Below are 24,816 nucleotides of genomic sequence, written 5' to 3'. Positions count from 1 at the left end.
GGCCGTTGAAATCCTGCGAATAAGCGAGAATACATGAGAAAAAACCTTAAAACCGAGGGAAAGATATTTTTCCTAGCAACTTGGACTTTTCTAACACTGTCACCGATAGTAATTCGATAGGTGTGGTGGAAGTTTGTAATCCTTTAGATGAACATATTTTATTGTCTTAACTCCATCTGTAACGCTAACCAAAAAGGTAATTTCGTCTACGCCCACTGAGTTATGAGCTCCGACATATGGTTCAGCTTTAACCGTAACAAGAAACTCAAATCGTCTTGGTTCAGTTCTTTTAACTGTAATTTCGGTTCCAAACCACGGTGCATAAGTTGGGGGATACTTGAGCGTCTTGTCGTAATATTTCTCGATCTCTTTCGATATGTAAGGTGTCAACAACGTTAGTATTAAATCCCTATTCGTTGATTCTTCGTTTGATTGTGAAGCATACGTTTGGAACGGTACACATAACAAAAGCATGAAGAAGAGAAGGACTTTTATCACTTTCATGTAAAAAATATCCTTTCAAACGATTATTACGATTAGCCTTCCCATAATTTTCAAAATATTGTACGGTAATGGTTTTTGCTGAACTCTTGGTGCATTCCAAAACTATACTCCCTTTACTTCAATGGACATCAAAAAGAAGCTGCCCTCGTAGCAGCTCCTCACTATCGTTTCCCGTTTAATTCAATGTACTCTTCTTCGAGAGTTTCTTTCTTGTTCTTGCGATCATTGCCAATAAGATCAGTATAATAATTATTAAAAATGAGTTGAGCCCATAATACAAGCAAGTTAATTTCATCCTTTTAAGCCATTCACTCACCAGATAACCAGACATGGCGATTTTTTCTACGTGAGACTCTAATTGTGGGTATGAATTAAACTTCGAATTTAATAATGGAAATTCCATTGCTGACCCAATTGCAAGAGGTGGGTAAAATTCAACCCAAACTTTATTGGTCCAACGATCTGTTTTGTATCTCATATCACCTTCAAAATTGGTATAATCCCATCGGAAACTCGCAAAAACATTTAGCAAAACAACAATAACACTAAGGGCAAACAACATTACCTTTCTTTTATCCATAATTAGGTGTATTCCTTTGATAATAAAAACAGGAGGTTTTCCTTTACATCTGGCCATTCATCGTCAACGATACTGTAAAAGAGGTTATCATGGATGGAGCCGTCCGGCTTTATTCTATGCTTGCGGAAGACTCCTTCCTTCCTGGCACCTATTCGTTCGACTGCCCGCTGCGACCGGATATTCTGTCCGCTGACTGAAAACTGCACTCGAATCAATTTAAGCTCTTCAAAGCAATGTCGGAGCAAAAGATATTTGCACTCCGTGTTGACTCCTGTCCGCCAATAGTCTGGTGACAGCCATGTCCATCCGATTTCAACATTCCTGTTTGTCATATCGATATCACCAACACGAGTTGTCCCAATTATGGCACCTGATGATTGATCGACAATAGTGAATGGAACCTGTGATCCATTATTTTTATTATCTAAAGCAATAGTCAGCACTTGATCAAGCTCTTCAATTGTATTGAACTTTCGCCTTGTGATTAATAATTAAGTTTAATGCCAAAATAAGGGTATCAAACTTGCAGAGGAAGATGTTTAAATTGCACATAATTATACATGTATTGTTCTTATTTGCAGCATGGAAATGGGGTGATTGGAAGAATTGGAAAAATTATTATCCCACTATTCTTTACTTGATCGTCAGTGATCTCTTATATAATTTTCTTACTTATAATTATCCGCTTTGGAAGTTCAATGCGGTATCTTTTGATAAATTTATTTATTCAAATCATACATTGATCACGGTAGGAATTGATTTTATTAATTTCCCGGCAACTGTTTTAATGTATCTTGGCAATTATCCCGTAGGAAAAATAAAGCAAACTGTGTATGTGTTCACATGGGTTTTATTGAATACAATAATTGAATTCTTGAGCTTACATACCATAAACGGGATAACTCATTCTAATGGCTGGAATATGTGGTGGTCTGCTGTATTAAACTTACTGTTTTATGTAATGTTACGGGTGCATTATCTACATCCTTTATTGGCTTGGATAATTTCATTCGGGATTATTATATTATTTGGGATCTATTTTGGTTTACCCATCCACATTATGAAGTGAGGGAATTAAAAAGAGACCTTAACCGATCTCTTTTTATTCCAATCTTGTATTCTTGGCAAGGCGGAGGCACCGATATATCGAATGTTTTTATATTACAAAATTTAGTATTTTATGAATATTCTCGTTGATATGTATAGCGTTGATACCCGCTTTATTTTACAAGTGTAAGCTGTTCACCTGGCTGGAGAGCGAAGCCTTCGATTCCTTGCTCCTTCAGCTGTGCGGTGAAGGCTGCAGCATCTTGCTCGATGCCTGGGAATGTGCTGTGATGGACGGGGATCACGTTCTTTGCTCGCAGCCATTTTGCTGCAATCAGAGCATCCTTAGGTCCCATTGTGTAAAAATCCCCGATCGGCAGTACCGCGTAATCAATATCGTGGAGCTCGCCGATCATTTTCATATCTCCGAACAAGGATGTGTCGCCGGCATGATAAAGCGTAACTCCGTTCCAATACATGACAAATCCGCCCGGCATGCCTGCATAGACGATGCTTTGGGAATCGTCCGCTATAATAGAAGAGCTGTGGAATGCGTGAACAAGCTTTGCTCTGACAAATCCCAAGTCCACAGTTCCTCCGATGTTCATTCCGATCGTTTTCAGGCCCTTCCAAGAGTAATAGGTAGCGAGCTCAAAGGTGGCGATAATCGTCGCATCGTTAGCTCTGGCAATAGCTTCCGCATCAGCGGTGTGATCCGTGTGTCCGTGCGTAAGCAAGATGTATTGAACTTGAATGTCCTCGGCTTTCGCTTTGGCAACGGGATTGCCGCTCAGGAACGGATCGATGACGATCGAGCGCTCTCCCTCCGAGATTTGAATGCAAGAGTGTCCGTGAAAAATAAGGTTCATTTTTTCTCCCCCATATACTATTTATTATTCGTTTGACGACAATGCGAGTATATTCTTTATTTCATTTTTTGTCAAATTACTGTAATATGATGATAGCAAGTATTCTGGAAGGGGATCAAAAACCGAAATGCTGTCAATCGAGAAGCAGATACTTTTCCTGCTGACAAAAAAGCGTTGCATGCATGCTAAAGAATTAGTACAAATTTATACGAAGCGCGGCTATAAGGAGCAATCGATCAGGAACGTTCTATCACGAATGAAGAAAGAAAAGTATATTCATGCGGAAGAGCGTTCCCTGTATTCCATAATGGACAAAGGGGAGCAATTTTTATCCTTCGTGAACCGGAAACCGCGGCAATACGATGTGGACTGGAACCGCAAATGGTATTTCGTGCACTTCGAGGTACCGGAGCCGGAGAGGCAAAGAAGGGATCAATTCCGTTTGCAGTTGTTGCAGCTTGGCTTCGGTCAACTATATAAAGGCGTATATGTCTCTCCTTGGGATTACAGAGAGCAGCTTTTGTCATTGATTCATGCGGCCTCCATGGATGAATACGTCACTATCTCGGAAGCGTCGATTTTATTTCGGGATATTACCCCCGAGCGGGCAGCCGACATTTGGCCTCTAGCCGGCATCCATCGCCTGCATCAGGAGAAGTGGCAATGGTATCAAGACGAATTCGTGCCGGCTTTGAATAAGGAAATCAGGGGCAGGATGGATCCCTTAGAGCTGTTTGTCCTTTATTTGCATGTCGGAGAGGTTATCAGCGAGATTAGCCTTAGGGATCCCATGCTTCCGGTGTCTCTGCTTCCATCCGATTGGATAGGTCATCGCGTAATCGCTGAGTTGTATCGTTCGTTTCAGTCGTTCGCCACCCTTATCCCCAGCTCTTCAAAATATTATCAATTTCTCGTGTAAATACATGAGTAACCGGACAATACAATTTCAATTTGCGATCCTCTCCGGTAGGTCCCTGCACTGCTGGGAATTGCCCGATCGGATAACGCAATGTATCCATGCTCATTCCTCCATTATTCTCCTGATTCTAATGCGTTTGTACATTCCTGCCCGTTACTTCAACAAAGGAGCGAATCGCCATGACGAGTGCTCCTTTAATCTTCATAACACTATCGTTCCCGTTAGAATTCCTCTGGAACGAATAATTTAGAGTTTGAATATAAAAAGAGCGCCTCTGTATGATGGGAGTACGCAACGGGTCTACAGCCCTTAAAATCCCACATCAAGAGGTCGCTCTACTATGAATTTTAATGCATAACCCCGTCCTAAATTAGGACAGGGTGAAACTTGTTTAATTGTTGATAAAAACACTTTACTGAAACATCTATTTCGACATAAAGTTACTTCTGCACTATCTGAATAAGGTTGCCGCATGTATCGTCGAAGAGAGTTATTGTGACTTCGCCCATTTTTGTCGGCTCCAACAACTGTAGGGTTGCGTCATAAAGAAACCGTATCATGCAATCTTAACAAGTTAAAACCCGTTTGCGTAATTACTCGATCCTTCCGTGCAGGCTATGGTCAGGTGAACCGACTCTTCAAAAAGCAAGCGACCCTTCCGCAGACAATGCGAAAAGAGCCGCTTGTATTTCCTACAGTTTGTGCAAGCAGGACTTGCAGGTATAGATCACTGGCGCCCTTTTGTGAGGATCCGGAAGGTGACGCCGAATTTATCTGTTATATTTCCATAAGCGGGGCTGAAAAAACTTGCCTGCAGCGGATCGTTCACTTGACCGCCATCTTTCAGTGCTTCAAAATATTGGGCAGCCTGGTCTTTGTCATTGGTCTGAACAACGATGGTCACTTGCGTGCCCTTCTGGTAGCTGCTGCCGGTAAAATGGTCGCTGAGCTGAATCTCTGAATCGCCGATTTTTAAGATGGCATAATTGATCAAGTCTTTCTTTTCGGGAGGCAGCGGGGATTCCGGATTTCCCGGCATATCACCAAATCGCAGCGTATAGACAACCTTGGCATCCAGCGCTTTTACATAAAAATCGATGGCCTCATTAGCGCTGCCGTTCATTTCAAGAAAAGGAATCAAACTCGTACTCACAACAATCATCTCCTTAGTTTAAATGTTTTTTACCGGGACACCGGTGGTTTTTTTTATATTGGCCGGTTTCCCTTGTCACTAACTATGTCGTAAGTGATCGGGGAAACGTGACCTGTTTGGCAAAAATTTTTTTTTTCAAGATGAGAAACTCAAGAAAAAACTGCATGTTTTGAAAACCTTCGTCACATCTACTGAGTTTGGTACGACATATAAGTAAAAAGGAAACAAAGGAAGGAATGTGGCGAATGAACGATCACAACTGGCTTCTGGAACAATTCGAGAGGCATCGGAATCACCTGCAGGCTATGGCTTACCGGATGCTCGGATCTCTGAGCGAAGCGGATGACGCTGTACAGGAGTCATGGATACGTCTTAGCCGCTCTGATACTAATGGCGTCGAGAATATGGGAGGATGGCTGACAACAATCGTCTCGAGGGTGTGTCTTGATATGCTGAGATCCCGCAAATCGCGGCGCGAGGAGCTTACGATGGTTAGTGTACCTGAACCGGTTGCTAGCCACCAAGACGGAAGCGACCCCGAGCACGAAGCGCTGATGGCCGATTCTGTCGGTCTTGCGATGCTCGTGGTCCTTGGAAATTTAAATCCCGCTGAACGCATTGCGTTCGTGTTGCATGATATATTCGCCTTGTCTTTCTCGGAGATCGCTCCAATTATAGGGCGTAATGAGGCCGCAACAAGACAGCTTGCGAGTCGCGCACGTCGCCGGGTTCAGGGCGCTGAGTCGACTTCAGAAACAGCTGAGCTCGAACGAAAACGGGAGCTTGTCGATGCGTTTCTTGCTGCATCTCGCACCGGTGACTTTGAGAAGCTTCTAACGGTATTAGACCCGAATGTCGTACTCCGTAACGATACTGCATTTGCGCCGGCCGCCAATTCGCCGGTTGTTCATGGTTCGCAAGCCGTGGCCAAGCAATTCGCTGGTCGTGCCCAGGGCGCACGGCCGGTGCTCGTGAACGGATCTGTAGGCGTCATCGTGGCTCCTCGTGGTCGACTGCTCTTCGTACTCGAAATCACGGTCGCGGATGGCAAGATCACTGAGATCGACATGATTGCCGATCAGGCACGCCTTCGCGGGCTCGACATAGCAGTTTTGAACGATTGATAGGCTAACGAGGCAAAGCGTTGCAACAACACTAAAATAGAATAAAAAAATATAAAAAACGCACTGTCGCGGTCGCAGACAATGCATTTTTTTATGCCTTATCGGCAAAATGATTTGACGATTCGATCATTTTTTGGCAAGCCCATTTCCTATAGAAATCTATCTCCAAATCAATCATCACCTCTCACTCTGATAGAGCATTTTTTGGAAAAAAAAGTTAAACAGCCATCTTATAATGCAATATGTATCTTAAGTCTGTTTTAGACTTAATTCAACTACCCGATAGTTGAACGGGCTACCAGTATGCCTGAGCCCGTTCGTCATTTCGCTATTGTGCCCGTTAGTTAATCGCTTCTGGCAGACCAAGTGACGTAAGCCCTGTACTGTGAATACGGTGTTAGCTGATGCACACTCTCTTCCTGATTACACCATTAATATCCATTTAATTTCTTTATCTTATTTAATACAATCTGAATATTATCTTCCAATCTAACCCTACCTTTAATTACTAAATCAGAGTTCTCTCTTACTCTCTTTCCAATTTCAACATACATCTCTCTAATTCCGTTATTTAAATAGTCAAATAAATAATGATCCAACAAGTTTATTAAAACTGTTGAATCACTTCTCAAAAATTTAATTAAATCATATATCCTTCTACCTAGAGCAATTTCAGGTTCAATATCTATATAGATTACATAGTCAATAAACTCTCGGATTTCCATTCTTTCTCTTCCAAAAGGCTCTTCCAGTATAATAATCTTACTTGGTTGTATCGTTATTTCTTCTTTATTATGATTTTCAATTCCGTATTCTTTTGCCCATCCATTCCCCCTTATAAATGAAACACCCTTCCCATTCATTAATTGACTTAGATGGGCTTGTAATAAAGGTGTAGTAATGACATCTACATCTCCCCCAGTTGAAATCCAGTCGATGATGTTCTCTGGGAAGTCCTTTCTTGAAGCATAGTCGTCAAAATAAAGGGCAACAGCAGATGGAATTGCTCTTGCCAATTCGGTTACCAATGTACTCTTACCTGATCCAGAATAACCACTAACAACAATACTAAAGGTTTCAAATCTTTCAGCTCCCTATAAAATAATGATGAGGCAGAACTCCCGATTGGGTTTCTGCCTCATAATGGATCATATCATAGCATGAAATATCAAAATATCAAGTGTTTTCATGTGTTAAATTTATTTTTTCATTTGAGTGTATTTCGGCTAACGTCTTATTTACGAACTTCGTAATTTCACCATGCCTTAAGGTATTCGTGAAATAATTCAACTATCCTGCCCGATAGGTTAGAAAAGCAGCCGGTCCGCTGGCTGCCTTTTCCTCTGGTTATGGGGCTAAAGTTCATGTTCATTTTATTGAACTCTTGTTCTTCGTTTAACTTAGCCTCATTACACATTTGAACAAAAGTCGGATATCTCGTGAAATGAATTTATGCTCTGATATCGAGATTACCGCCTAAATTTGGTTGTACGCTACGTTCCATCATTTGAACCAATTCCTGTCCTTGTTGAGTCGATTGATCTTTAGCCATTTTAAGAACACTTAATCCAACAGCTTGGCCTAAATTGTTCTGAGCTAAGGACATTGAGAGAGCTGGGATGTCCATGGGCTCCTCCTTTTTGAATAGATTATCTAACATTTTATTTATCGGTTAACAGTAAATAATTCAATAGGTTTAAAAATATTAAATGAGAACAATGCCCTTTCTAAGCGGAAAAAAGGGCTGCCACGCTGCAGTCCATTTCGGTATTGCTTTTGTTTTCCGTTAATGCAACATCACCTCACTACCCATTAATCCAGCATGACTACCGATATATAGTCGATAGCCGCGTATTGTTACTATTCAGCTATCGTACCCGTCCCTCGGTTTTAACTTAATGAACCATCTATCGTTTTTCCATTTATATCGTTGAAAGATTTTTCAAAACACAGATTTACCGTTCTTTCCTTAGACCAAGTACGATGCATAACATCACGTGGAATTGTGAATATCTCCCCTGGTCTCAGCGATACCGTCTTATCTTCCAAATCAATGAAAAGTTCTCCTTCAAGAACCATGAACAACTCATCACAATCTTCATGTTTATGCCAATGAAAATCACCGTTAATAACAGCTATACTAGTTTCTTGTCCTCGCCACATACGGATAAATCGGGTCTCTTAATTCGAAGTCATACGTTTTTCCATTCACAATTCCAACAACTTTCTCGCCATCATAGAGATCTAACATAAATCCAGCCATTTCTTTTGCAGTATGAAATTTTGGAACTAATCCTTCATAATTAAACTCATCTAAATCCAAAGCACTTTTAATAAATTCAGTTTCAGTTGCAGCAGGAGCCAAGACTTTTACTTGTATAGTAGCTCCTTTTTCTTTCAATTCTTGTGCGAGACCTTCCGTAAAGGCACTTACATAGAACTTTGTCGCGCAGTAGGCCACAGAATTGCCAACAATTTGGTATCCTCCTCCTGAAGAAATATTGATGATTTGCGTTCCTTCAACATCTGCATAATCACGTACATAAAGAGACGACAGAACGGTTAAGGCTTCAATATTCAAGTGAAGCATTGTCGTAACTTTATTTAAATTTTGTTCCCCAACAGAAGCAAAGCTTCCAGACCCCGCATTGTTGATCCAGGTCTCGATCTGATAATCCTGAAGACTTTCGTAGAATTCATAAACATTTGCAGTAACAGATAAGTCAACAGTTCGAATGACAACATCCAGGTCCGGGTTAATGTTAGCCACTTTTAATTTTAGCTTTTCCAATTCCTCCGTTCTGCGAGCTGCTATAATTAAGTTTTTTCCACGAGCCGCAAAAGCAAGAGCCATTTCATACCCAATTCCTGAGCTGGCCCCCGTAATAACCGTATATTTCATATAAATTCCTCCTGAATTTTAATCAATCGCTTTGTTTAGAATCCTTCATTAAACTAATCTACAAAGAAACTCCGGATATAAAATTCCTGTTGTTTGAGCATATAATCCGAAGCTTTTCTCATCATCTCTGCAAAGAGCAGGCTTTCTTCCTCCCCTAGATGGTTAACGAGATCAACAAACATATTAAGGCGGGCCTCATTAATGCGTTGTATATACTTTTTACCTTTATCCGAAAGCTGGATTCTGACAACTCTCCGATCGGCAGGATCGGCATGACGCACGACAAGCTCCTGTGCTTCCAGACTGTTGATATGCTGCGTTACCGTTGGTGAAGTGACGTTCAGTTTTCCGCTTATTTCCGAAACCATCAATCCCGGACCGACATCCTTGACATTCATGCTGATGAAATAGAGAACCATTATCTCGCCTGGCTTTTGATTGTATACCGTGCGATTCTGCATCATATTTCCACTAACTTGCGATTGGAAGTACGATTCCATTAATTGCTTTGCGATTTTCTTTTGCTCATCCGACAATCCATTCACTCCTCAAATATGTATATCCGTTCCAGATGCAATGACGCAATTGTGCTAAGACTCCATTACGGCTGCATGTCGCGCTGCTATGGTGTAAAATACTTCCTTAGGCTCCCAAGGCATGTCGGGGTAAGTCGTACCATGGCTATCTTTCAACACCCGCACGATTCCGTAAGACGCTCGATCAAAATCGTGACTTGGGTCTTCATCATACGGCAGGTTGTGGCAAGCAAAGGTACACCAGAATGCTGTGTCGACTCCAGCTTCTACGAAAACGTTGAGGCTATCGTTGAAGTATTGGCTCTGTTCGGACTCATCACGCTCGTAGCTGCCTTTCAGTCGAACGGCACGCGCACCGTCCCACTCGACGATGAACATTCCGCGTGCGCCCAGATCGAATGCACCCTTGAGGGTCGTGCATCCGAACTCGGAGATCACCAGAGGCTTATTTGAGCTGGCTAGTTTCTTGATTGAATCCGCATAAAGATCCGCAATCTCAGCAGAGTTGTAGGCGTCGACAGCGATGAAGTCGAAAGGTTCCCAGTTCACAGGTTCGGTAGGCAGGGCTGCGTACGTAACACGCCCCCCGAACCGGGCTCGCACGACGTCTACAGCACGTGTTAGGAAGCCGTTGAGCAGAGCCGGTAGTTTCGCGAACGCAGCACGGCTAACCGTCGGTTCGGACAAAGCCGCGAGACGATCCTGCAAAGTTTTGCCGGGAAAAAAGCCGCGGGCAAAAAGCATGAGCTCGGCACCCGTTACCATGACCACCTCCGCCCCCGTAACCCGGAGGCTTTCGGCGCGATCGGCACTGTCCGCGAGCAAGGTAAGCAACTCTTCTTGGTCAAGATCGTTTGTGAACGGAGAGAACCATACCTCGAGGCCTACTGCTGCTGCCGCTTGTGCAGCGATCTCCAGGCGAGCGGGCTCGCCGCCTGTTACTCGTACGGCAGTGCAATGCAGATCGTGACGTATAATTTCCATCTCCCTGTACACTCTCGCCGGATCGAAGTTGGGGTGTGTACTGGTTCCTTCACTTAGGAATCCCGTATCATAGGTCAATCCACGCATGCGCATATTGGACTAACTCCTTTCGTTTTCATAATACATAAATTAACTAATAATTAGGTTATAAATTAAATAGGTAACCTAATTATATGTAAATAAAAAATTACAGTCAACTAAATTGTTACTTAATACACTGCCTTAAACTGCTGTCCGATAGCTTAATGACAATGGAGCAGATGCTTCGAAAGTCTGCTCCATTTTGTTTGAACTATCATATCCGTTTAGTCAACAAGTATCATCTGAACTTTGAACTGTTCATTTTCTCTAAACGAAAAGCAAGGCAATCCTCCTTAGTCCGGCGAACGAGCACGGAATAGCCAAAAGTCTCATATCATGGCATCAGGCCATGACGATAATGAAAGGTGGGGATGGCATGTTGGCGAATGATTGGCGGCAGCCCGTAGCCGTCGGCAATGTCGGAAATGTCGGAAATGTCGGAACGGTATGGCCACCCGGGATTACCGGTGTCAAGATTTATGGGAGCCTTCCTTCGGGTGTGCACTTTATCGGACCGATACACGGTTACCACCATGTTCCGTATTACATGAGTGCACCCGTGTACCTTGGCTTTCCGAACGCCGGCACGTATATATTTTTTTAAGCTGAAAAAAGGCTGCCTATTCCGCATGTTGCCAAAACAAGTGGAGCGCCTCGGAAGCGGATGTGATTGTATTGGAGCTTTAATCATTCCGAAATCAGATTCGTAAGGAAGCTAAAAAAATGTTAAAACGCTACTGACACACCGTTGTCAGTAGCGTTCTTGTATAGTCAGAGTTAATAAACGTAAAGGAGTGGCTTGACGGAGATGAATACAAAAGATGCCTTGCAGCAATTAGAAGACAAGTCCAATCAGTATCTGCAGGATATGGGTCATCTCCATATGATCAATTGAAGCGGCAGCCAAGCGGAGAAGAATGGCCATTTGGAGCAAATGGTTCAGCATATGATTATCTTGGTCCTTAACAAATTGAAAAGGGGAAACTCACATGATTTCAAATAATACTACGGCCTTAATTACCGGAGGTACCAGCGGGATCGGTCGTGCATCCGCTAAGAAACTTGCCCAACTTGGGGTCCACGTCATCGTCGCAGGACGTAACATCGAGCGAGGTGAACAAACGGTTACTGAAATCCGCGCTGCGGGTGGACGGGCAGATTTTGTATCTGTTAACCTTCATAACGAAATTAGCGCACGGCTACTTGCAAAAAAGGCGCTGGATCTAGGAGATGGCCATGTTGATATTCTAATCAATAACGCGGCTACTTTCCATTTTAGTATGACGCATGAAACAACCGAATCAAACTTTGATGAGGTGTTTGGAGTTAACGTGAAAGTTCCTTACTTTCTTGTTGCCGAACTAGCACCATTGATGGCCAAACGTGGCAGTGGAACAATCATCAACATTACGACAATGGTTACGGAGTATGGTCAACCAGGCTTGGGTCTCTATAGTGCAAGCAAGGCTGCGATAAAGCTGCTTACCAAGTCATGGGCTGCCGAATATGGACCTAGCGGAGTCCGAGTGAATGCTGTAAGTCCTGGGCCTACCAAGACGGAAGGAATACTCCGTATTGGCGGAGATTCACTTAATAACCAAATGGCCGCCGAGGCACCAGCAGGGCGACCTGCTGAGCCGGATGAAATCGCTGAGGCGATTGTCTTCCTAGCAACCGACGCTTCCAGTTACATACACGGTGCAATTCTGCCTGTTGATGGAGGACGCACGGCTGTCTAAATTAATCGGGATCAATTCTGTGTTCAGAATCCTGAACACGATACACAAGGAAATATGCGAATATCGCATGTTGCTTTAGAGAAGGGGCGACCTTTCTCAAATATTATTGAAGGGGTAGAATTTAAACGTGAGTACTATAAATTGGCAAGTTGATCCGGACCACAGCTCCATTGAGTTTTCGGTTCCGCATTTAATGATTAGTAGAATCAAAGGTTTATTCGAACATTTCCAAGCGAACATGAGTTTTGACCCCAATGACTTGACAACCACAGTTATTCAAGCTTCCATTGACTCAAATAGTATCACAACTCACCAATCACAACGAGATGAACACCTGAAGAGCGATGAGTTCCTTCATGTAGCCATGTATCCTGACATTACGTTTCAAAGCATCAGCTGCGCCCCAGTTGGTGAACGACAATATGAACTTACAGGCAATCTAACTCTACATGGAATTACAAAACCGATCACATTTCACACCACTTTTGGAGGATTAAACAAAGATCCTCGCGGCCGGGAACGTGCTGGATTTCATTCAACAGCCTGTATCGATCGCAAGGAATTTGGCTTGATATTTAAAAACTCACCTTTGGAAACTGGTCGTGTAATTGTTGGAAATGAACTGAGAATTGAGCTTTACATCGAGGCAATAAAACTAGCCTAACTATCATATGGTGGATGCACGGCTGTAATAGCTAAATACCTGCTCTCGATAATATTTTCAGCTATCGTTTTTCGCTAGTTAAATGGTATAATTATCCACAAAACTAGTAAAGTGAGGCGGTAATGATCATGGAAACAGGTAATAAAGTAACAATATCGGTAGAAACAACAGTTCATGCACCAGTTGAAAAAGTGTGGGAATATTGGACCGAACCACAACATATAACGAAATGGAGTTTTGCTGCTGATGACTGGCATGCACCTCATGCCGAAAATGATTTAAGGGTTGGCGGAAAATTTCTTACAAGACTGGAAGCAAAGGATGGAAGCTTTGGATTTGATTTTAATGGAGTTTATGATGAAATTAAAATAAACGAACTTATTTCTTTCACTCTTGGAGATGGAAGAAAAGTTACGGTCACTTTTATTTCACAAGAAAACAGCACTAAGGTAATTGAAGCTTTTGAAGCTGAAGGAACCCATTCCATTGAGCAACAAAAAGCAGGCTGGCAGGCGTTTCTAGACAATTTTAAAAAGTATAGTGAAATTTCTAAATAAGATTAGCATAAACCACCCTTCCTTTCGGATGGGTGGTTTATGCTAACGGCGAACCAGAAGACGCTGCAGAGGCTTTTCTTTATTTAATGCGTGAGAAATATTCTACCGAACGGACCATTGTCGTTGATGGCGGTTCTACATTGGTGTGACTAATTGGCAGCCTCGGACCTGAATAGAGTCCAAGACTGCCATTGTTTTTATTGAACTGATTGCGTTACACTTGCCGTCTTGAACACCGTGGCCATCAACAGTGCGCCAGCTAAGAACAGAATGCCTCCTATGACATATACCGTCAAAAGGGAGAGGGTGTTCATCAACAAGCCCGCGACGGACATGCCCACCACCATCATGCCCATGAACATCGGGAGCATCACGCCATTGACACGGCCGACGAACGACTCCTCCGTATTTTGCAAAAATATCGTATTAATGCCGATTTGGATACACGGGAAGAAAAGTCCATTCAGTACCTGGAATAAGATCGTTAGCGGAATGTTGGTAGACCAACCGATGCCTATATTGCACACTGTGCTGACGAGTAAACCAAGCGCCAGCAGTTTCGGCGCTGAGATTTTTTTCGATATCGCAAACACCAGTCCGCCACCGACAAGCATCGCCGCACCGCTCGCCATCAGCAACCATTGAAGGAAGTTTTTATCCATCCCCAGATTGTCGATCGCCACAAAAACCGTTAAAGGTTGGGTGAGGCCAACCCCCAAGCCGGCCAACGCGAAGGTACCCCCCAACGTTTTAAGGACTTTTCGATCGAATACGTAACGAAAGCCTTCCTTCAACTCGCGTGTAAAGCTTTTGTCCGCGGACGCTTCGTCAATGGTAACCTCATCTTTGGGAAGAAAGAAGAGCGCCGATGCCGACAACAGGAACATCGCACCCATGACAGCTATAGATACGTATATGCCGTAGCTTTGGTACACGTATGTGCCGATGGTGGGCCCGATCACCATAAAGATCGCCATTAACGTTTGGAACATGGACATGACCGGCTGGAGCTGCTGTTCCGGCACGTGCCGCTTCAACAGCTTCATCGCCGAAGGCATAGAAAACTGCGATAAGATCGCCGATACCAAGGTGGCAAAGAAGATCGTTTGCCAAGAACCGAAGAGAAGCGTGAGCAGTACAACGAATATGGATAACGCGGAAAGCAACTCACACCAAATCATCGTTCGTTTCGGCCGCCAACGATCTGCGAATGTACCCCCGATGAACGAAAAGACGAAAATTGGCGCAAATTCGGCAACTGAAATTAGTGAAACATAGATTGGGCTATTGTTCGTAATGTCAGATACATACAGCAGGATGGCAATATTGCGCACCCAGATGCCAAGCTGGACCAACAGGTTAGAAGTCATTATCGCCTGGACGTGACGATTTCGGAAAATGGAGCCGACCGGACGCACTGTCGTTTCATTTGAAGCCGGCAAGTCCTGTTGTTGCGAGATACTCATGTTTACACTTCCTTTTTCAATCGTATTTTTTCACTAACTTTTATCATACAAAATAACGCAGCTGGCCCTAGGAATTCCTAAATGACTGTGACATGAGTCAAGTTGCATTGTTGAACTTTAGTACGATACCGTCTTACAAGTATAATATATACAAAACTACTATGACAGTCAAGGTATTTTTTCTATAACACTAATGTTTTTTTGAAGGGTTTACCGATCATGCAGCCTGGACTTCCATTCCCCTCGCCCATTTTAACGATGAAAAACACCTTTATAGCTCCGCACCTGTTCAACTGCGTCGCCAGGTATTTTGAAAACAAAAAAAGCCCCGTCCCCAAAAAGGACGAAAGCTTTAGCTCACGTGTTTCCACTTCAATTTACCGGTCCCTCGCGGTTACCAGACCGAACTATGGGAGCTATTTTCTCCAAAGTCCCCCAGGGCAGGGAATAAACCCTCCTTTCTTATAGAAACTCGTATGTTCGGCAGCATAAGTTACAGTTACAATCTCTAATCCGAAACGTTCTGCTTCCTCCAGCAGCTTTTTCACTAAGGCAACACCCACACCTTGATTTTGAAAATCTGGATGTACTATGATATCTTCCATATATCCGTGTTGGAGCCCAGTACCGCAAATATATCCAAATGCAATAAGGCTATCGTTCACATCTCTCAGTCCAGCCCAAAAATTACAGCGTTCCAATAGTATTGGGAAATCTTCGTCCCGTCTTTCCCAACCAACTAACTCTCTTAGGTCAGGTACTTCGTGGTTTTTAATCGGAAGATTGATGATTACGGAATGTATGGGTATCACTCCTTTCGCATTGAAACAAAATACTCGGGTGGAAAATAAAATTCATACTAAAACAATTAAACTTTATTCATGCCCTTCGCGTCAAAAACTTTATGAAGTAAAACTAAGAAAATGGGGACCGTCACAATATGTCGAAACAATCTTTACTTAAAATCTTTTGTATCACTTTTGTTTTTTTAATTTTCATTTATTCAGTTTTAAATGATCGGTACAAAGGCACAGGCGGATACCACTATAGCAATCGTGTTGCCGTGCTTGAATATCACCATATTGATCCTAACGCATCCGACTATACCATAACACCCGAAACATTCAAAAGCCATCTAGAAGCACTTAAGGCGAATCATTACAATGTGATTTCCATGAAAGAATTTGTTGATTTTCTTGATGGTAAAAGCACGGTGCCTCCGGATGCAGTGGTACTTACTTTTGATGATGGATATGAATCTTTCTACAAATACGCTTATCCTGCTTTAAAAGAGCTGAACATGTCTGCCACCAATTTCATTATCGTCAGTTATTTAGGAACGAATCCCGGAACTCCTTTTTTAAACTGGGACGAAATTCAAAAAATGAAGGCTGACGGTTTCGATTTTCATTCCCATACATTTAATTCTCACGACTTTTCAGCAGATCAGAATGGAAATCCTGTCTCCCCTTTAACGGATCCTATTTATTTAAAGGAAAAAAACAGGATGGAAACCGACGAAGAGTACAAACAACGGGTAAAATCCGATCTTGCAGAGGCGAAAAAAATCATACATGAAAAGCTCGGGATTCAAGATAATCTATTTTGTTTCCCTCACGGAAGATATAATAATGCGCTTCTTGATATCGGCGACCAGTTAGGCTATAAATATTACTTTACCGGCTTGGATGGATTAAACACACCAGGAACAAAGTTAATAAAACGTATAAGTGCCGGTACGGCAAAAGTTAAAGCTTCTAGTTTGCTGCGGATTCTTAATGGGGAGACTAGTGTGACTGGAAATTTGAGAATTCTATTGAAAAATATTGTTGTCCAGCAGCGGATGTCAGATTAATTGGAAATTCATGGTATACTGTTCTTTGAAATTAATTGCATTACGGGAGGGTTCGTACAGTGGTGCATATTGTCCTGCTGGTCATTCTGCTTGTTATCGTTATACTGCCGCCGCTCATTTTCTTCGGTTATATGTATGTGCTATCCAAAAAACCAAAGCATTCGATCATTCGCTCTCACCCGTTTCTTGGTTGGATGCGTTACTTGCTTGAAAAGCTTGGGCCTGAGTTCCGTCAATATTGGTTTGACAGTGACACGGAAGGGAAGCCATTCTCGCGGGCAGACTTTGTCGGTCTCGTGTATGCGGCGAAATACCGGACGGATCTTATCTCCTTCGGCGGCAGACGCGATTATGAGAAGCCCGGCTTCTATTTATCCAATGCCATGTTCCCTAAATTGACAAGCGAGCTTAGGGTAGATAATAAAGTCCTCACACCAGGAAAGAAATATGTCATTACCGATGAAGGGCTGTTTACAAGGGAGGAAAAGTTCGTAGATGATCAGGTTAAACCTTGGCTGCTTCATGATGATGATGTCATTGTGGTCGGCGAATATCGCGCGCACCCCTGGCGGCTCAAGGGCATGTTCGGCGCTTCGGCTACTTCCTTCGGAGCAGTCGGCGAGCATTATATTCAGTCCACAGGAAGCGGCGCATTCATGGCGGGCGGCTCTTGGATCAATACAGGCGAAGGCGGGGTTGCGGATGTACACCTTGCCACCGGCGTCGATGTCATCTCGCAAATCGGACCTGGCATGTTCGGCTTCAGAGATGACACCGGCCACTTCTCCATTGAAGAATTCAAACACAAAGCTAGCATCCCGAATATTAAGGCGTTCGAATTGAAATTTCATCAAGGCGCCAAAATACGCGGCGGCCACCTCGAAGGCTCCAAGGTCACCGAGAAAGTCGCAGCAGCCCGCTTAGTGCCTGTAGGAAAAACGGTCAATTCTCCAAACCGGTTCGAATTTCTATCGAATCCGGAGGAAGCGCTTCGTTTCATAAGCACTTTACAAGAAGCAGGCGGCAAGCCTGTGGGCATCAAAATCGTGGTCGGCGATCCGAAGCGGCTCGAGCCGCTTTTTCAGACTATGCTCGAACTGGACATTTTCCCGGATTTCATTACCGTAGACGGTTCCGAGGGAGGTTCTGGAGCAACGTTCAAGGCAATGGCGGATGGCATGGGACTGCCGCTTTTTAACGCGTTGATCATTCTTGACGACACGGCAAGAAAATTCGGGGTGCGCGGACGCTTTAAAATTTTCGCTTCAGGCAAGCTCATTACCCCTGACAAAGTGGCTATCGCTCTGGCCCTTGGCGCGGACTGCGTCAACTCCGCTCGCGGCTTTATGATGGCCAACGGCTGCATCATGGCGCTGCAATGCCATACGGGCAAGTGCCCGACAGGGATTACGACTACAGATTCTAAGTATCAAGAGGCGTTGGCGCCCGAAGAGAAACAATGGCGTGTGATGAACTATATTCTTCAGCTAAGGGAAGGCTTGTTTTCGCTGGCAGCCGCCTGCGGCTTGGAGAGTCCACGTCAATTAAGGCGAGAACATGTCGTGTTTACAAACGAAAGCGGCCAGAGCTTCAGAATCGTGGATTTGTTTCCCTATCCGGTATACGTTTAAGTATACAATTCTAGCTGGCCGTGTGCCGGATGCTGAAACAAAAGGCTCCAACCGTCATAAATACGGTTGGAGCCTTTTTCATCACGCTTGCTCAATCCCAGCGGAACGTGAAGCTCGCGACGATGAAGGCGACGATCGCCCAGCCGCCGAGCAATGCTGCCTGCGGCCACAGCTCGCTGAAACCTGCGCCGATGTTCATCACTTGGCGTAGCGCCGTCGACAGATGCGAAATCGGCAGCAGCTTGACGACCGCCTGAAACGACGCCGGCATCGAGTTGATCGGGAAAAATACCCCGCCGAGAAACATGAGCGGGAATGAGATCACGCCGGCGATCGGACCCGCCGATTCCGGCGTTTTCGCCAGCCCGGCGATGATAAAGCCGATCGCCATGAAGGCGAGTGTGCCGAGCACGACAAACAGAATGAGCAGCCACCACGAACCGTTCACTTGCGTGTGGAAAATCAAGCTGCCGATCAGCATCACGATAAGCGCTTGAACGCCGTTCAGCAGAAGGCGCGCCGTAATTTGGCCGGCGATGAACGTCGACGCCTGCAGCGTCGTGCTTTGCATCCGGCGCAGCACGCCACGCTCGCGCCAGGAGGAGATTTGGCCGGCGACGCCGTTCAGGTTGTTGGACATAATCATCATCGCGACGATGCCGGGCACGAGGAAATCGATATATTTCAAATTGAGCGAGCGGACGCCTTTGCCTTCGATCGTGACTGCCGGCTTATACTGCGTGATCTGCTTACTTACGCCGTCGACGAGCTGCCCGATGACCGCAAGGCCTACATTCGCTCTGGCGGCATCCGTCTCGTCGTAATAAACATCAAGCTTGCCGGCGCTCGCCCCGGTGGAAGCGGACGAAACGGAGAATGCGGCGATTTGCTCGCCATAGCCTTTCGGAATGACGATTACGAACTGTTTGTCGCCTCTTTTAAGCATGTCGAGCGCCTGCGTCTCGTCAGTGCTGACGATCGCCTTCAGTGGCGATACGGATTGCAATTCCAACGAAGCAATCAGAGACTGCGACTGCGGCGTGCTGTCATGGTCGACGATGACGGTGTCGAGCGACACACCGCCCCCTTTGCCGACGAACGAACCGAGCATGATCATGAGCAGAATCGGGAATAGCAGGGTGAAGAACAGCATTTGACGGTTGCGGGCGAAGATGCGGAGCTGAGCGAGTGTCAGCTGGATGTATGCGGCGAAATTCATTCCTCTCTCAAGCTCCTCCCTGTCATATGGATGAACACGTCTTCGAGCGTAGCCGTCCTCGTCTGCAGCTCGGCGTAAGATAAGCCCGCCGCGCCAGCCTTGCCGATGAAATCTATGAGCGAGGCTTGCAGATTGTCGGTATAAAGAATGAAGACGTCTTTGCGTGTATCGACCTGCTTCGCTTCAGCAACGGATTGGACGAGCTGCACGATGCCGACGCGTTCCGCTTCCGGCAAACTCTCGAAGCCGGGCGCCCGGAATTCGATAGCGCTGTCGGAGTGAAGACTGTGTACGAGCCGCTGAGGGGTGTCGAGGGCAATCACCTTGCCTTGGTCCATAAGGCAGATGCGATCGCAAAGGACGTGCGCTTCGTCCATATAATGCGTGCTTAACACGATCGTCTTGCCTTGCTCCTTAAGCTTGAGGATAATGTCCCAAAGCGTGCGCCGTGCCTGCGGGTCGAGACCGGTCGTCGGTTCGTCGAGGAACACGACTTGCGGATCGTTAACAAGCGCAAGAGCGATCGCGAGCCGCTGCTTCTGGCCTCCCGACAAATGCTTGACGCGGTCGTTCATTTTTTCCTTCAAGATCATCGCTTCGAGCAGCGGTTCGATCGGGAGCGATTTTGGGTAAAAACTCGCGTACATGCGCACGATTTCCTTCACTTTCAGCAGGTCGAACATCGACGTCGATTGCAGTTGTACGCCGATCACTTCCTTGACCTTTCGTAAATCCTTCTGCGTATCGAAGCCGGCTACCTTGGCCGTGCCTCCATCGGGGCGGCGGAGCCCCTCAATCATCTCCATTGTTGTCGTCTTACCGGCGCCGTTCGGACCGAGCAGTCCGAGCACTTCGCCTCGCATGACGGTAAAGCGGACGCCGTTCACGGCGGTATGGGCGCCGTACCTCTTCACGAGGCCGTCCACAACGATGATCGGTTCGCCGGTATCGCCGGCGACTTGTATCGCTTCAGCAGCGCTTCTCATTTACACTCTCCTCTTTTTGGTAAAGTGTGACACCTCTTATTTTAACATGCTTACGGCAATTATGATTCTTTTCGATTGCTTGCCATATTAGCGGAACCTCCGATTCCAGACTTTCGAAGATAAATAGGAGTCGTGTTAACTAAAGTTAATAGATAGGGAGAACTGGGGTTGATATAATCAAGCTTGTTATTCAACTTGAGAAAAGGGAATGGAACAAAATGGCTGAAAATAACGATATGCACATCGATTTGACAGATATCTCGCGAGAATTATCCGAGGCCGAGATGAAAGAACTATCTGGTGGAAATGGTGTTCGTGGACGTACACCTACCAAACATACAGGCATTGGCTCACACAATGTGCCCAAGCATACACCAACGCCACCTCCACGTCATCATAAAGCCGGACACAAATAATATTAAAACGTTCCTCATTTTATGACTAAAATTACCGGCGATGGCAGTGAGAATACCTCCAATCCGTACGAAACGGTGTTGGAGGTTTTCCATTTTAGACTTATTTCACCTTCTAATCACACGATGGCTGCATGCTTAGCACGTGCAATCTGCGTCGCTTCTACCATGTTACGCAAGGAATCGACCGTTTCTCCGAATCCGCGAGTTTTAAGTCCACAGTCCGGATTAATCCAGAATAGCTTTGGATCCAGCACGCGCAAGGCTCGCTCGATCATACTCGTCATTTCCTCTACACGCGGAATACGCGGACTATGGATATCGTACACACCTAAACCAATACCCAGTTTATACGTGTTCAACTCGAAGCTTCGAATCAATTCACCATGGCTGCGAGACGTCTCGATCGAGATCACATCCGCATCCATCGCTTCGATCGAATGAATCATGTCATGGAACTCGCAATAGCACATATGCGTGTGAATTTGCGTCATATCCTGTACCGTGCAGGTAGCCATACGGAAAGCTCTTACCGCCCACGATAAATATTTGGCTTGTTCATCTTCCTTAAGCGGCAGCCCTTCGCGAACCGCCGGCTCGTCGACCTGTATCATCCCAATACCTGCTTGCTCTAGAGCCTCTACTTCTTGTCTAAGTGCATAGGCCAGCTGATAGGCGATTTGTTCGCGCGGGATGTCCTCACGGACGAACGACCAATTCATAATCGTAATCGGTCCGGTCAGCATCCCTTTAACAGGCCGTTCGGTCTGCGACTGAGCATACTTGGTTTCTTCGACCGTCATCTCCCTTGTGAACGCTACATCCCCAAATATAATCGGGGGTTTCACACAGCGGGAACCGTATGATTGCACCCATCCGTTCTGCGTAAACGCAAAGCCCGCAAGTTTTTCACCAAAAAACTCGACCATGTCGGTTCGCTCAAATTCTCCGTGCACGAGAACATCCAGACCGATATCCTCTTGGAGCTTGATCCAGCTATCGATTTGTTGTCGGATAAAGTCTGTATAATGCTCATGGCTCCATTCTCCCTTCCGCCAAAGTTGACGGGCCTTACGCACTTCTGCAGATTGCGGAAAGCTGCCGATTGTCGTCGTCGGAAAAATCGGCAATTGCCACTTCTTCTGTTGAGCAATATGACGTTCAGCGAAAGGTCGATTTCTCTCCAGATGTTGATCACGGATGGCTGCGACGGCATGCTGAACGTCGATGCGCTTACGCTCGCCAGATTGCTCGAGCGCTTGATAGACGCGATCACATTTTTCCAGTTCACTCGAGATGCCGTTTCCCTCCTGAGACACGGATTTCGCCAGCCACACAAGCTCATCCAGCTTCTCATCTGCAAATGCGAGCGCATCTTTCAATTCAGAAATGAGGTTCGTTTCTTCCCCTACCGTTACTGGAACATGAAGTAAACTGGACGAAGTTTGAACGATTAGGCGCTCCGCCGTAACAATTTCAACAAGCTCCTCCAGGAGCGCCAATTTCTCGCGAAGCGGCGCCTTCCAGATGCCTCGGCCGTCTATAATACCTGCGCCAAGAATCTTATCCTTAGGGAAACCCAGATTCCTAATCGACGCCATATTTCCGGAGAAACCGTGCACGAAATCAAGCCCTATTCCTTTGACGGGCAGCGCGACAACTTCGCTGTAGTGCTCAATCGATTCGAAGTAGGTTTGCAGCATGATGTTCAAGTTTGGAACTGAAGAGGCAAACGTCTCATAAATAGTCTTCAACCGTTGCACATCAGCATCGTCTAGCTTCGTTACGAGAATCGGTTCGTCGATCTGTACCCACTCTACCCCTTCTCTAGACAGCTCTTGAAGAATCTGCACATAAAGCGGGAGTAATCGATCAAGCCATGCATCAGTCTCCGATAAGCTATACCCTTTCGACAGTTTAAGGAAGCTCAAAGGTCCGATTATAACTGGCTTACCCTCAATACCGAGCTTCTCCTTAGCTTCACGATAGGCGATTAGAGGTTTATTTTCCGTAAGCACAGGCGATACATCGTCCAATTCAGGTACGATATAGTGATAATTCGTGTTAAACCACTTGGTCATTTCGCTTGCCGTTGCATCCTTCGTCCCACGGGCAATACCATAATAGACCGATAGTGGCACGACGCCGCCCTGATATTGAAATCGCTTTGGAATAATACCGAACATTGTTGCCGTATCAAGCACATGATCGTAGTAGCTGAAATCATTGACCGGGATGAAGGCGATGCCTTTATCCTGTTGTTTACGCCAATGATTCAGACGAATTTCCTGCAACTGACGGTGAAACTCTGATTCTTCGAGCTTGCCCGACCAGAACGCTTCGAGCGCTTTCTTCCATTCACGATCCCTACCGATACGCGGATATCCCAACACACTGCTTTTCAGCATCTTGTAAACTCCCCTACGACATATTTTTTGGAAACATTCGGTTGTTTACAAGAAAGATATCACGGTTCTCTTGTTATCGCGTAACTCGATTAAACTATACCTGGTTATAGCTAAAAGGTATATCAATGTTATTCAGGAAATGATTTGTTTGAGAGCTTGTATGTAGGCGATTCCCAGCTTGGAAAGCGATACATTTTGATGGGAAATCCAACCGACATTGATCATTTCCTCACAATCCAAAGGTACCGGAATAATTTCATTGCCATTCAAATCGGCGCTTAGCACCCCTGTCGAAATGGTATACCCGTTCAAACCGATCAGTAAATTAAAAAGCGTCGCCCGGTCATTCACTCGAATGCTTTTTCGATGCGTCAATGTACTTAGAATCTCTTCTGAGAAATGAAAAGAATTATACTCCCCTTGATCAAAGGAAAGGTACGGATACTGCTGAAGCTGCTCTAACGTTACGATGGATTGTTTGGCGAGCGGGTTCCTTATACTGATGAAAATATGCGGCTTTGCCGTAAATAAGCTGTTGAATTGCAGATTAGCTTCTTTGAGCAACTTGTTGATGACTTTCATATTAAACTCATTGAGATATATGATCCCGATCTCGCTGCGTAAATTCTTGACATCCTCGATAATTTCGTAGGTTTTCGTCTCCCGCAAAGCAAACTCATATTCATCTTGGCCATACTCCCTGACCAGATTCACAAATGCGTTCACCGCGAAAGCGTAATGCTGAGTGGATACCGAAAAATGCTGCGGAGAAGGCTTTGCACCCCGGTATCGGCTTTCCAGTAATTCAGCCTGTTCGACTACCTGTCGCGCGTAGCTTAAAAATTCAATACCATCCTTAGAAAGTGAGATTCCTTTATTAGATCTTTCAAAAATCACAATTTGCATTTCTTCTTCCAGGTCCCTAATCGCATTAGACAGGCTTGGCTGAGAAATATATAACCTCTTGGCAGCCTCATTAATGGAACCCTGATTCGCGACTTCAATAACGTACTTTAATTGTTGTAAAGTCAATGAAATACTCCCTTTTTTTAGCTATTGCGTGCCGTTTGTTAACATTATATCAGGAAATGAATATGCAAAAAGAGCAAGGGCGGTTAAGACTGGTACCCATAGACTGGACACTTTGAAAAAAGTGTTCGGTCTATGGGTACCTTTTTT

General features: G+C 45.0%; 26 protein-coding genes and 1 pseudogene. 9 read left to right on the top strand and 18 right to left on the bottom strand.

All coding sequences use genetic code 11. From position 1 onward, the window contains the following. Positions 1-99: 99 nt before the first annotated feature. The 3 genes from ACFQZT_RS29110 to ACFQZT_RS29100 all read right to left on the bottom strand — a co-directional run bounded on the left by ACFQZT_RS29110 (position 100) and on the right by ACFQZT_RS29100 (position 1,545). Positions 100-504 carry a DUF3888 domain-containing protein gene (locus ACFQZT_RS29110; protein WP_379305877.1) on the bottom strand — a complete coding sequence of 135 codons (405 nt, stop codon included), beginning with the start codon at positions 502-504 and terminating at the stop codon, positions 100-102. Between the two features lie 175 nt (positions 505-679). After that, positions 680-1,084: a hypothetical protein gene (locus ACFQZT_RS29105; RefSeq protein WP_379305875.1), complete on the bottom strand. Its 405-nt coding sequence runs from the start codon at positions 1,082-1,084 to the stop codon at positions 680-682. 2 nt (positions 1,085-1,086) lie between these two features. Then, positions 1,087-1,545 carry a GNAT family N-acetyltransferase gene (locus ACFQZT_RS29100; protein ID WP_379305883.1) on the bottom strand — a complete coding sequence of 153 codons (459 nt, stop codon included), beginning with the start codon at positions 1,543-1,545 and terminating at the stop codon, positions 1,087-1,089. A 74-nt stretch (positions 1,546-1,619) separates the two neighbouring features. Here ACFQZT_RS29100 and ACFQZT_RS29095 point away from each other — a divergent pair, with 74 nt between their 5' ends. Continuing rightward, the gene (locus ACFQZT_RS29095) at positions 1,620-2,153 is read left to right on the top strand and encodes a CBO0543 family protein (RefSeq protein ID WP_379305881.1); all 534 of its coding nucleotides are present in this window, start codon (positions 1,620-1,622) and stop codon (positions 2,151-2,153) included. A gap of 151 nt (positions 2,154-2,304) precedes the next feature. On the opposite strand, the gene ACFQZT_RS29090 is transcribed toward ACFQZT_RS29095, so the two are convergent. After that, positions 2,305-3,000: a metal-dependent hydrolase gene (locus tag ACFQZT_RS29090; RefSeq protein ID WP_379305873.1), complete on the bottom strand. Its 696-nt coding sequence runs from the start codon at positions 2,998-3,000 to the stop codon at positions 2,305-2,307. A gap of 127 nt (positions 3,001-3,127) precedes the next feature. Between ACFQZT_RS29090 and ACFQZT_RS29085 the strand changes: the two genes are divergently transcribed. Beyond that, positions 3,128-3,919 carry a PaaX family transcriptional regulator C-terminal domain-containing protein gene (locus tag ACFQZT_RS29085; RefSeq protein WP_379305871.1) on the top strand — a complete coding sequence of 264 codons (792 nt, stop codon included), beginning with the start codon at positions 3,128-3,130 and terminating at the stop codon, positions 3,917-3,919. Between the two features lie 440 nt (positions 3,920-4,359). On the opposite strand, the pseudogene ACFQZT_RS29080 reads toward ACFQZT_RS29085, so the two are convergent. Then, a pseudogene (locus ACFQZT_RS29080) lies at positions 4,360-4,440 on the bottom strand (VOC family protein); the annotation flags it as partial. A gap of 206 nt (positions 4,441-4,646) precedes the next feature. After that, positions 4,647-5,072 carry a VOC family protein gene (locus ACFQZT_RS29075; protein WP_379305869.1) on the bottom strand — a complete coding sequence of 142 codons (426 nt, stop codon included), beginning with the start codon at positions 5,070-5,072 and terminating at the stop codon, positions 4,647-4,649. 245 nt (positions 5,073-5,317) lie between these two features. Here ACFQZT_RS29075 and ACFQZT_RS29070 point away from each other — a divergent pair, with 245 nt between their 5' ends. After that, the gene (locus tag ACFQZT_RS29070) at positions 5,318-6,196 is read left to right on the top strand and encodes a sigma-70 family RNA polymerase sigma factor (RefSeq protein ID WP_379305867.1); all 879 of its coding nucleotides are present in this window, start codon (positions 5,318-5,320) and stop codon (positions 6,194-6,196) included. A 431-nt stretch (positions 6,197-6,627) separates the two neighbouring features. Here the strand turns inward: ACFQZT_RS29070 and ACFQZT_RS29065 are convergent, their stop codons facing one another. The 6 genes from ACFQZT_RS29065 to ACFQZT_RS29040 all read right to left on the bottom strand — a co-directional run bounded on the left by ACFQZT_RS29065 (position 6,628) and on the right by ACFQZT_RS29040 (position 10,711). Next, positions 6,628-7,224 carry a nucleoside/nucleotide kinase family protein gene (locus tag ACFQZT_RS29065; RefSeq protein WP_379305865.1) on the bottom strand — a complete coding sequence of 199 codons (597 nt, stop codon included), beginning with the start codon at positions 7,222-7,224 and terminating at the stop codon, positions 6,628-6,630. Between the two features lie 422 nt (positions 7,225-7,646). Next, a complete protein-coding gene (locus ACFQZT_RS29060) occupies positions 7,647-7,823 on the bottom strand; it encodes a YjfB family protein (protein WP_379305863.1) in 177 nt (58 codons plus the stop codon). Between the two features lie 263 nt (positions 7,824-8,086). After that, on the bottom strand, positions 8,087-8,359 hold the full coding sequence (locus ACFQZT_RS29055) for a cupin domain-containing protein (protein ID WP_379305861.1): 273 nt from the start codon (positions 8,357-8,359) through the stop codon (positions 8,087-8,089). After that, a complete protein-coding gene (locus ACFQZT_RS29050) occupies positions 8,337-9,098 on the bottom strand; it encodes an SDR family NAD(P)-dependent oxidoreductase (RefSeq protein WP_379305859.1) in 762 nt (253 codons plus the stop codon). The genes ACFQZT_RS29055 and ACFQZT_RS29050 overlap by 23 nt, the downstream gene beginning before the upstream one ends. A 53-nt stretch (positions 9,099-9,151) precedes the next feature. Then, a complete protein-coding gene (locus ACFQZT_RS29045; RefSeq protein WP_379305857.1) occupies positions 9,152-9,634 on the bottom strand; it encodes a MarR family winged helix-turn-helix transcriptional regulator in 483 nt (160 codons plus the stop codon). A 54-nt stretch (positions 9,635-9,688) separates the two neighbouring features. Beyond that, positions 9,689-10,711: a glycoside hydrolase family 113 protein gene (locus tag ACFQZT_RS29040; protein WP_379305855.1), complete on the bottom strand. Its 1,023-nt coding sequence runs from the start codon at positions 10,709-10,711 to the stop codon at positions 9,689-9,691. A gap of 364 nt (positions 10,712-11,075) precedes the next feature. Here ACFQZT_RS29040 and ACFQZT_RS29035 point away from each other — a divergent pair, with 364 nt between their 5' ends. The 4 genes from ACFQZT_RS29035 (at position 11,076) to ACFQZT_RS29020 (ending at position 13,659) form a co-directional block, all read left to right on the top strand. Then, on the top strand, positions 11,076-11,303 hold the full coding sequence (locus tag ACFQZT_RS29035; protein WP_379305853.1) for a hypothetical protein: 228 nt from the start codon (positions 11,076-11,078) through the stop codon (positions 11,301-11,303). Positions 11,304-11,688: 385 nt separating this feature from the next. Then, the gene (locus tag ACFQZT_RS29030; RefSeq protein ID WP_379305851.1) at positions 11,689-12,438 is read left to right on the top strand and encodes an SDR family NAD(P)-dependent oxidoreductase; all 750 of its coding nucleotides are present in this window, start codon (positions 11,689-11,691) and stop codon (positions 12,436-12,438) included. Positions 12,439-12,565: 127 nt separating this feature from the next. Next, positions 12,566-13,102, top strand: a complete 537-nt coding sequence (locus ACFQZT_RS29025) for a YceI family protein (protein WP_379305849.1) — start codon at positions 12,566-12,568, stop codon at positions 13,100-13,102. A 128-nt stretch (positions 13,103-13,230) separates the two neighbouring features. Then, on the top strand, positions 13,231-13,659 hold the full coding sequence (locus ACFQZT_RS29020) for an SRPBCC family protein (RefSeq protein WP_379305847.1): 429 nt from the start codon (positions 13,231-13,233) through the stop codon (positions 13,657-13,659). Positions 13,660-13,856: 197 nt separating this feature from the next. Here ACFQZT_RS29020 and ACFQZT_RS29015 read toward each other — a convergent pair whose 3' ends face one another. Beyond that, on the bottom strand, positions 13,857-15,059 hold the full coding sequence (locus tag ACFQZT_RS29015) for an MFS transporter (RefSeq protein ID WP_379305879.1): 1,203 nt from the start codon (positions 15,057-15,059) through the stop codon (positions 13,857-13,859). A 482-nt stretch (positions 15,060-15,541) separates the two neighbouring features. Then, on the bottom strand, positions 15,542-15,937 hold the full coding sequence (locus tag ACFQZT_RS29010; protein WP_379305845.1) for a GNAT family N-acetyltransferase: 396 nt from the start codon (positions 15,935-15,937) through the stop codon (positions 15,542-15,544). 128 nt (positions 15,938-16,065) lie between these two features. On the opposite strand from ACFQZT_RS29010, the gene ACFQZT_RS29005 reads away from it, so the two are divergent. Both ACFQZT_RS29005 and ACFQZT_RS29000 read left to right on the top strand, forming a co-directional pair. Continuing rightward, positions 16,066-16,980, top strand: coding sequence for a polysaccharide deacetylase family protein (locus tag ACFQZT_RS29005; protein WP_379305843.1), 915 nt, complete (start codon positions 16,066-16,068; stop codon positions 16,978-16,980). A 59-nt stretch (positions 16,981-17,039) separates the two neighbouring features. After that, a complete protein-coding gene (locus tag ACFQZT_RS29000; RefSeq protein ID WP_379305841.1) occupies positions 17,040-18,611 on the top strand; it encodes a glutamate synthase-related protein in 1,572 nt (523 codons plus the stop codon). Between the two features lie 91 nt (positions 18,612-18,702). Here ACFQZT_RS29000 and ACFQZT_RS28995 read toward each other — a convergent pair whose 3' ends face one another. The 4 genes from ACFQZT_RS28995 to ACFQZT_RS28980 all read right to left on the bottom strand — a co-directional run bounded on the left by ACFQZT_RS28995 (position 18,703) and on the right by ACFQZT_RS28980 (position 24,669). Further along, a complete protein-coding gene (locus ACFQZT_RS28995) occupies positions 18,703-19,830 on the bottom strand; it encodes an ABC transporter permease (protein ID WP_379305839.1) in 1,128 nt (375 codons plus the stop codon). Continuing rightward, positions 19,827-20,816, bottom strand: coding sequence for an ABC transporter ATP-binding protein (locus ACFQZT_RS28990; RefSeq protein ID WP_379305837.1), 990 nt, complete (start codon positions 20,814-20,816; stop codon positions 19,827-19,829). Before ACFQZT_RS28990 ends, ACFQZT_RS28995 begins: the two co-directional genes overlap by 4 nt. A 532-nt stretch (positions 20,817-21,348) precedes the next feature. Further along, on the bottom strand, positions 21,349-23,637 hold the full coding sequence (gene metE, locus ACFQZT_RS28985; RefSeq protein ID WP_379305835.1) for a 5-methyltetrahydropteroyltriglutamate--homocysteine S-methyltransferase: 2,289 nt from the start codon (positions 23,635-23,637) through the stop codon (positions 21,349-21,351). 132 nt (positions 23,638-23,769) lie between these two features. After that, positions 23,770-24,669 (bottom strand): LysR family transcriptional regulator, encoded by a 900-nt coding sequence (locus ACFQZT_RS28980; RefSeq protein ID WP_379305833.1) that lies wholly within the window; start codon positions 24,667-24,669, stop codon positions 23,770-23,772. Positions 24,670-24,816 lie beyond the last annotated feature (147 nt).

Source organism: Paenibacillus sp. GCM10027628 (assembly GCF_042676385.1).
GTDB lineage: Bacteria > Bacillota > Bacilli > Paenibacillales > NBRC-103111 > Paenibacillus_E.
The sequence above is the reverse complement of the archived record's forward strand: the minus strand, read 5'-3'. Positions and strand labels throughout refer to the sequence as shown.